The sequence below is a fragment of the Mycobacterium sp. TH-M103 genome, assembly GCF_057473785.1.
The window spans coordinates 46,749-54,455 of the sequence record NZ_JBYCLG010000057.1; the positions used below are offsets into that span (position 1 = coordinate 46,749).

Here is a 7,707-nt window from a genome sequence, read left to right on the forward strand (position 1 = left end):
CGCGACCTAGCGGTTGATTTCGGTAACCGGGTGCACGTAGGGGAGGTCGTCGGAGGGCAGCGGGAACGACAGCTCACCGAAGGGCGACAACGCGCCCGTGCGGTCGCTGACGAGTTCGCTCACCGCGTGGTCGTCCGGCCCCGTCGCAGGCCAGCCGTTGTCGACGTACTTGGTTTTGCGGGCTTTACCCTCAGCAATGTCAGCCACGAAGTCCATTCTGACATTGCGCGCCCGCCCGCGCGGCGCAAGGTCGGCCAGTCCGCACGCTCGGGTGTCCCGGGCGCGCGGCGGCCTGCCCGTCTCCTCGCTGCGGACGCGGGGCCTGGGGGCTGCTTTACGCTGGTCGGCAATGACCGACAACACCCCGGACATCCCGCTGGGGTCCTGGCTGGCCGACTTGCCCGACGAGCGGCTGATCCGGCTGCTGCAACTGCGGCCCGACCTGGCCCAGCCCCCACCCGGCAGCATCGCGGCGCTGGCGGCGCGCGCGCAGGCCCGCCAGTCGGTCAAGGCCGCCACCGACGACCTCGACTTCCTGCGACTGGCGGTGCTCGACGCCCTGCTGGTGCTGCACGCCGATTCGGCGCCGGTGCCGAGCGCGAAGCTGTTGGCGCTGATCGGCGACCGCGCCCCGGAGACCGACGTCCTCGCCGCGCTGGACGCCCTCAGAGAGCGGGCCCTGGCCTGGGGCGAGGCCGCGGTCCGGGTGGCCGCCGACGCGGGGACCGCCCTGCCGTGGCACCCGGGCCAGGTCATCCTCGAGGACACCTCGCGCTCGGGTGAGCAGATCGCCGACCTCGTCGACGGCCTCACCCCGCCACAGCGCGAGGTGCTGGACAAACTGCTCGAGGGTTCCCCGATCGGCCGCACCCGCGACGCCGCCCCGGGCGCCCCGGCGGACCGGCCGGTACCGCAGCTGCTGGCGCTGGGCCTGCTGCGACGCGTCGACGCCGAGACGGTGATCCTGCCCCGCCACGTCGGGCAGGTGCTGCGCGGCGAACAGCCGGGCCCGATGCAGCTGACGGCGCCCGACCCGGTGGTATCGACCACCACACCCGACGACGTCGACGCCGCGGCCGCCGGGGCCGTCATCGACCTGTTGCGGGAAGTCGACGTGGTGATCGAGACCCTGAGCACCGCGCCGGTTCCCGAGCTGCGCAGCGGCGGGCTGGGGGTGCGCGACCTCAAGCGGCTGGCCAAGACGACCGGCATCGAGGAGCCACGGCTCGGGTTGATCCTTGAGATCACGGCCGCGGCCGGCCTGATCGCCAGCGGCACGCCCGATCCGGAGCCGGCTGAAGGCCCCAACGCCGACGGGCCGTTCTGGGCGCCGACGCCGGCCACCGACCGGTTCGCCGCGATGTCCCCCGCCGAGCGTTGGCATCTGCTGGCCGAAGCCTGGCTCGACCTGCCGGGCCGTCCGGCGCTGATCGGCACCCGCGGCCCGGACGCCAAACTTTATGGCGCCCTTTCGGACTCGCTGTACTCGACGGCGGCGCCGCTGGATCGGCAACTGCTGCTGGGCATGCTCTCGGAGTTGCCCGCCGGCGCCTGCGTCGACGCGGCCGAGGCGTCGGCCGCGCTGGTGTGGCGGCGCCCACGGTGGGCCCGACGGCTGCAGCCGGGACCCGTCGGCGATCTGCTGGGCGAGAGCCACGCGCTGGGACTGGTGGGCCGCGGGGCGATCAGCACGCCCGGCCGCGCGCTGCTGGACGAGGACGCCGACCCCCGTTTCGCGATCGATGCGATGGCGCACGCCCTGCCCGAGCCGATCGACCACTTCCTGGTGCAGACCGATCTGACCGTCGTGGTGCCCGGCCCCCTGCAGCGCGACCTCGCCGACGAACTGGCCACCGTCGCCACCGTCGAATCGGCCGGCGCGGCGATGGTGTACCGCATCAGCGAGCAGTCGATCCGCCACGCGCTCGATGTCGGCAGGACCCGCGACTGGATGCAGAATTTTTTCACGCAGCACTCCAAAACCCCGGTACCGCAAGGGCTGACGTACCTGATCGACGACGTCGCGCGCCGGCATGGCCAGCTGCGGATCGGGATGGCCGCGTCGTTCGTGCGCTGCGAGGACCCGGCGCTGCTGGCCCAGGCGCTGGCGGCGCCCGCCGTCGAAGGGGTCCAGTTGCGCGCCCTGGCGCCGACGGTGGCGGTGTCGCCGGTGCCGATCGCCGACGTGCTCGCCGCGTTGCGGACCGCCGGCTTCGCCCCGGCCGCCGAGGATTCCTCCGGCTCCATCGTCGACGTCCGGCCGCGCGGGGCCCGGGTGGCCACACCGCAGCGGCGCCGGCCGTACCGCCCCGCGCCGCGACCGAGCGCCGAGACGCTGAACGCCGTCGTCTCGGTGCTGCGCAAGGTGACCGCCGCGCCGTTCGGGAACATTCGCGTCGACCCGGCCGTTGCGATGTCGCTGCTGCAGCGCGCGGCAAAGGATCAGGAGACGCTGGTGATCGGTTACCTCGACGCCGCGGGCGTGGCCACCCAGCGGGTGGTGTCGCCGATTACCATCCGGGGCGGTCAGCTGGTGGCGTTCGACTCGGGCTCCGGGCGGCTGCGTGACTTCGCCGTTCACCGCATCACGTCGGTGGTGTCGGCCCACGGCCGATAATGGATCACGTGACAAAACAGAGGGAGGAGCGGCTGTCGTGACTGACGGGCCTTTGATCGTGCAGTCCGACAAGACAGTGCTGCTCGAAGTGGACCACGAGCAGGCCGGCGCGGCGCGCGCCGCCATCGCGCCGTTCGCCGAACTCGAGCGCGCGCCCGAACACGTGCACACCTACCGGATCACGCCGCTGGCGCTGTGGAACGCGCGCGCCGCCGGGCACGACGCCGAGCAGGTGGTCGACGCGCTGGTGTCGCACTCGCGGTACGCGGTGCCGCAGCCGCTACTCGTCGACATCGTCGACACCATGGCCCGCTACGGCCGCCTGCAGCTGGTCAAGCACCCGGCGCACGGCCTGACTCTGGTGAGCCTGGACCGCGCGGTGCTCGAGGAGGTGCTGCGCAACAAGAAGATCGCGCCGATGCTGGGCGCGCGCATCGACGACGACACCGTCGTCGTGCATCCCAGCGAGCGCGGCCGCGTCAAGCAGATGCTGCTCAAGATCGGTTGGCCCGCAGAGGATCTCGCCGGTTACGTCGACGGCGAGGCGCATCCGATCAGCCTGCGGCAGGACGGCTGGCAGCTGCGCGACTATCAGCAGCTGGCCGCGGACTCGTTCTGGGACGGCGGCTCGGGTGTGGTGGTGCTGCCGTGCGGCGCGGGCAAGACCCTGGTCGGGGCGGCGGCGATGGCCAAAGCCAGTGCCACGACGCTGATCCTGGTGACCAATGTCGTCGCCGCCCGGCAATGGAAACGCGAACTGGTTGCCCGCACCTCGTTGACCGAGGACGAGATCGGCGAATACTCGGGCGAGCGCAAGGAGATCCGGCCGGTCACCATCTCGACCTATCAGATTGTCACCCGGCGCACCAAGGGCGAGTATCGCCATCTGGAGCTTTTCGACAGCCGGGATTGGGGGCTGATCGTCTACGACGAGGTGCACTTGCTGCCGGCGCCGGTGTTCCGGATGACCGCCGACCTGCAGTCCAGGCGGCGGCTGGGCTTGACCGCCACCCTGGTCCGCGAGGACGGCCGCGAGGGCGACGTGTTCTCCCTGATCGGGCCCAAACGCTATGACGCGCCGTGGAAGGACATCGAGGCGCAGGGCTGGATCGCGCCGGCGGAGTGCGTCGAGGTCCGGGTGACGATGACCGAGAGCGAGCGGATGGCATACGCGACCGCCGAACCCGAGGAGCGCTACAAGCTGTGTTCGACCGCCCACACCAAGATCGCGGTGGTCAAGTCGATTTTGGCGAAACACCCCGGCGAGCAGACCCTGGTGATCGGTGCCTATCTGGACCAGCTCGACGAACTCGGCACCGAGCTGGACGCGCCGGTGATCCAGGGATCCACCAGGACCAAGGAGCGCGAAGCGCTGTTCGACGCCTTCCGGCGCGGTGAGGTGTCCACACTGGTGGTGTCCAAGGTCGCCAACTTCTCCATCGACCTGCCGGAAGCCTCGGTGGCGGTGCAGGTTTCAGGGACGTTCGGATCCCGCCAAGAGGAGGCGCAGCGGTTGGGCCGGCTGCTGCGGCCGAAGTCCGACGGCGGGGGCGCCGTCTTCTATTCGGTGGTGGCGCGCGACAGCCTGGACGCCGAGTACGCCGCGCACCGGCAGCGTTTCCTCGCCGAGCAGGGCTACGGCTACATCATCCGCGACGCCGACGACCTACTTGGCCCGGCGATTTAGATGGTAGCGAGCTTGTCCGCCTTACTTTTTCGACCATGGCAGCCCCTCTTCAGTCTCGCCGGTGAAGAGCGCCGCTCGAGCGGCCTACCGGGAGATTCTGCATCCTAGTGCAACTATTGCATAGCGCAATGGTGTAGCCCTTCGAGTTGCATCACCGAAGATGCTGTGCGCTAGGGCCACAGGCCAACTCTGATACCCGAGTACGCCGCGTAGGCCGACCCCGACGATCGCCGAGGCTCTCCTCCAAGCCATGTGACTCTCGCCAAATCTGATATTGCCCGTGGTATCAAATCTGAGAATCAGGCACGGCCCTGACGTGGACAGCGGCGATCTCGCGTTTACAGCGACAGGATCGTGGCCGACGCGGTGCCCGGTGCGCCGTAGACCTGGGCCAGCCCGACGCGCGGGTCGCCCGGCACCTGACGCTCGCCGGCCTCGCCGCGCAGCTGACGCACCAGCTCATGCATCTGCCGCAGCCCCGACGCGCCGATCGGCTCGCCGTTGGCGATCAGTCCCCCGTCGGTGTTGACCGGGATCGAGCCGTGGATCTCGGTGGCGCCGTCGGCCACCAGCTTCTCCTGTTCGCCGTCGGTGCACAGGCCCGTCTCGGCCATGTGGATGACCTCGGCGCCGGCGTCGGTGTCCTGCAGTTGGGCGACGTCGACGTCCTCGGGCCCGATGCCCGCGGCCTCGTAGGCGGCCCGGGCCGCGTAGACGGTCGGCGCGGCATCGCCGTCCAGCGGTGCCGAGGTGGCGTGCACCTCGTAGGCGCCGTAGCGGCGCGTGCGGATCTCGCACGCGCGCACATACACCGGCTTGTCGGTGAACCTGTGCGCGATGTCGGCGCGGCACATGATGACCGCGGCGGCGCCCTCGTCGGGCGCACAGAACATGTACTGGGTCAACGGGTAGTTGAGCACCGCCGAGTTGAGAATCTCCTCCTCGGGGATCGGCTTGCGGCGGAACGCGTTGGGGTTCAGCGCGCCGTTGCGGAAGTTCTTGGCGGCCACCCTGGCTAGCGTGGCCTGGGAGATGTTGTGGTCGTGCAGGTACTTGTTGGCCTTCATGCCGAAGAACTTGGTGGTGACGAACTGCCCGTTCTGGGCGTACCACTGCGGCAGCGCCAGCTTGGCCGGGTCGTCGGTGAACGCCCCGCGCGGGTGTTTGTCCATGCCGATGGCGATGCCGATGTCGTACTTGCCCAACCGGATGGTGTCCGCCGTCTGCTGGATGGCGCTGGCCGCGGTCGCGCAGGCGTTGAACACGTTGGTGAACGTGATGCCGGTCAGCCCGACCAGTCGGGTGACCGCGTCGGGGTTGGACACCTCGTAACTGCCACCGAACCCGAACTGGATGTCCTTCCAATCCATGCCGGCGTCGGTGAGCGCGGATTGGATCGCCTCGGCGCCCATCTGCATCGCGGTCGTGTCGAACCTGCCGAACGGGTGCAGGCCCACGCCCACGATGGCTACGTCATTGCTCATTTCAGGCCCCCTCTGCCATCGGCCGGAACGCGAACGTCATCACTTCGGCGCCCTCCTCGTCGGTGGTCAGCGGCACCATGGTCAACTCGACCTCCTGACCGAACCGGATCTTGGCCGGGTCGTTCTCGGTCAGCCGGCCCTCGACCCGGATCACGTCATCGAGCTGGACCAGTCCCACGCCGAACGGCACGAAGTCCTTGCCGGACGGACCGGCGTAGGGCGCCCCGGGCGGGAACCCCTGCGTCGTCCAGGCCACCAGGGTGCCGCGGCGCGGCAGCAGCACCTCGCTCATCACCCCGGCGCTGCAGCGCGGGCACCACTGCTGCACGGGAAACGTTGTGGCGCCGCAACTGCCGCACCTGCTGCCGATCAGCTGCGGGTTCTCGGCGGGCCAGGTGGAGATGTCGGGGGCGAGTGCTCGTTGCATCGAGAGTCCTCCAGCGGTCATCCGCGCGCGAGAATGCGCTCACGCAAAGGTACAACAGCATTAGACGAAAGCGGAAATTACGTTCTCGCCGATACAGCGGTCGCGTGCCGGGCCACCGGGCGACGCGTCGAATCGCATGCGACGATTTCGAGAGCCGCCACAGCGAGGGAGACGACATGCCGGTCACCGTGATACTGGAACTGAAGTTCAGGCCCGACGCGGTTCCCGCGGCGCGCGACGTGATGGGCCGTGCGCTGCAGGACACCCGGGCGTTTGCGGGAAACCTCGGCACCGACGTGCTCGTCGACGAGGACGACGAGGCCCACTGGCTCGTCTACGAGATCTGGGCGACGGTCGAGGACGACGAGGCCTACCGCGCGTTTCGCGCCGGCGAGGGAAAGCTGACCGAGCTGCCTCCGCTGCTGGCCGCGCCTCCGGTCAAGACGCGTTACCGCACCAGCGATATCTAGCTCAACGCGTGGATCACTTCGCGTTCGAACAACTCGATACCGGAGCGGTCGTAGGCCGCCTCGGGGAAATAGCAGATCACATACTCGCACCCGAGGTCGCGAATCCGGGTGATCCGCTCGATCACCTGTTCCGGTGTGCCCGTCGCCGAATCCGGACCGCTGGTGCCCGCGATCATCGCGTCGGCGGCGGCCTCGGGGAGGTGACGCACCAGGCGGTCGCGGACGCGTCGCATCCGGTCGGCGACGTCGGCGTCGGACGCGCCGACCACGGCGTTGATGTTGACCGAACGCACGATTGCACCGAAGTCGGTGCCCACCTCGCGGCAGTGCCCGGCCAGCACCTCCGACTTGTGGGCGAACGCCTCGGGCTCCGGCGTGAAGTTGGTGTAGCGGGCGTACTGCGCGGCGATGCGCAACGTCACCTTCTCACCCCCGCCGGCGATCCACAGCGGTAACCCGTTGTCCTGCAAAGGCTTCGGTGCGACGATCGCACCGTCGACCTGGTAGTGCCGGCCCTGGAAGCTGACTTTGCCGTCGCGCCAGGCCGAACGCATGATCTGGACGCCCTCGTCCAGCCGGCCCAGCCGCACCCCGGCCGACGGGAACCCGTAGCCGTAAGCCCGCCACTCGTGTTCGTACCAGCCGCCGCCGATGCCCATCTGGATCCGGCCGCCGGAGATGATGTCGGCCGTGGCGGCCACCTTGGCCAGATACACCGGGTTGCGGTAGCTCATCGCCGTGCACATCTGCCCCAGCTTGATCCGCGACGTGGTGGCCGCGTAGGCCGCCATCAGCGACCACGCCTCATGGGTGGCCTCGTCCGTCGGCATCGGGACGGTGTGGAAGTGGTCGTAGACCCACAGCGAGTCCCATGCGCCGCCGTCGGCGTAGGCGGCCAGATCGCGCATCACCGGCCAGTGTTCGTCGGGTGCGATGTCGACCAGATCCATCCGCCAGCCTTGCGGGATGAAAAGCCCAAAGCGCATGGCGCCGACTCTAGCCTGGACCGAGTAGGCTGCGCG

At 69.5% G+C, this 7,707-nt stretch carries 7 protein-coding genes; 3 read left to right on the forward strand and 4 right to left on the reverse strand.

From position 1 onward, the window contains the following. Positions 1-6: 6 nt before the first annotated feature. On the reverse strand, positions 7-207 hold the full coding sequence (locus AC2VOR_RS03000; RefSeq protein WP_369737097.1) for a hypothetical protein: 201 nt from the start codon (positions 205-207) through the stop codon (positions 7-9). A 142-nt stretch (positions 208-349) separates the two neighbouring features. On the opposite strand from AC2VOR_RS03000, the gene AC2VOR_RS03005 reads away from it, so the two are divergent. After that, positions 350-2,617: a helicase-associated domain-containing protein gene (locus AC2VOR_RS03005; protein ID WP_369737096.1), complete on the forward strand. Its 2,268-nt coding sequence runs from the start codon at positions 350-352 to the stop codon at positions 2,615-2,617. 37 nt (positions 2,618-2,654) lie between these two features. Further along, positions 2,655-4,304, forward strand: coding sequence for a DNA repair helicase XPB (locus AC2VOR_RS03010; RefSeq protein WP_369737095.1), 1,650 nt, complete (start codon positions 2,655-2,657; stop codon positions 4,302-4,304). A gap of 338 nt (positions 4,305-4,642) precedes the next feature. On the opposite strand, the gene AC2VOR_RS03015 is transcribed toward AC2VOR_RS03010, so the two are convergent. Together AC2VOR_RS03015 and AC2VOR_RS03020 are read right to left on the reverse strand one after the other, a co-directional pair. After that, positions 4,643-5,788 carry a thiolase family protein gene (locus AC2VOR_RS03015; RefSeq protein WP_486963179.1) on the reverse strand — a complete coding sequence of 382 codons (1,146 nt, stop codon included), beginning with the start codon at positions 5,786-5,788 and terminating at the stop codon, positions 4,643-4,645. A gap of 1 nt (position 5,789) precedes the next feature. Continuing rightward, positions 5,790-6,215, reverse strand: coding sequence for a Zn-ribbon domain-containing OB-fold protein (locus tag AC2VOR_RS03020; protein ID WP_486963180.1), 426 nt, complete (start codon positions 6,213-6,215; stop codon positions 5,790-5,792). A 176-nt stretch (positions 6,216-6,391) separates the two neighbouring features. Here AC2VOR_RS03020 and AC2VOR_RS03025 point away from each other — a divergent pair, with 176 nt between their 5' ends. Further along, complete coding sequence (locus tag AC2VOR_RS03025; protein ID WP_369737092.1) at positions 6,392-6,685, forward strand: putative quinol monooxygenase; 294 nt, start codon at positions 6,392-6,394, stop codon at positions 6,683-6,685. Here AC2VOR_RS03025 and AC2VOR_RS03030 read toward each other — a convergent pair. Continuing rightward, positions 6,682-7,671, reverse strand: a complete 990-nt coding sequence (locus AC2VOR_RS03030; protein ID WP_369737091.1) for an LLM class F420-dependent oxidoreductase — start codon at positions 7,669-7,671, stop codon at positions 6,682-6,684. The two genes, AC2VOR_RS03025 and AC2VOR_RS03030, sit on opposite strands and share 4 nt — an antisense overlap. Positions 7,672-7,707: the final 36 nt, after the last annotated feature.

Bases quoted from the DNA above. Each gene is read 5' to 3' on its own strand.
- AC2VOR_RS03015 (WP_486963179.1), bottom strand. From the start codon at position 5,788: ATGAGCAATGACGTAGCCATCGTGGGCGTGGGCCTGCACCCGTTCGGC.
- AC2VOR_RS03005 (WP_369737096.1), top strand. From the start codon at position 350: ATGACCGACAACACCCCGGACATCCCGCTGGGGTCCTGGCTGGCCGAC.
- AC2VOR_RS03025 (WP_369737092.1), top strand. From the start codon at position 6,392: ATGCCGGTCACCGTGATACTGGAACTGAAGTTCAGGCCCGACGCGGTT.
- AC2VOR_RS03020 (WP_486963180.1), bottom strand. From the start codon at position 6,215: ATGCAACGAGCACTCGCCCCCGACATCTCCACCTGGCCCGCCGAGAAC.
- AC2VOR_RS03030 (WP_369737091.1), bottom strand. From the start codon at position 7,671: ATGCGCTTTGGGCTTTTCATCCCGCAAGGCTGGCGGATGGATCTGGTC.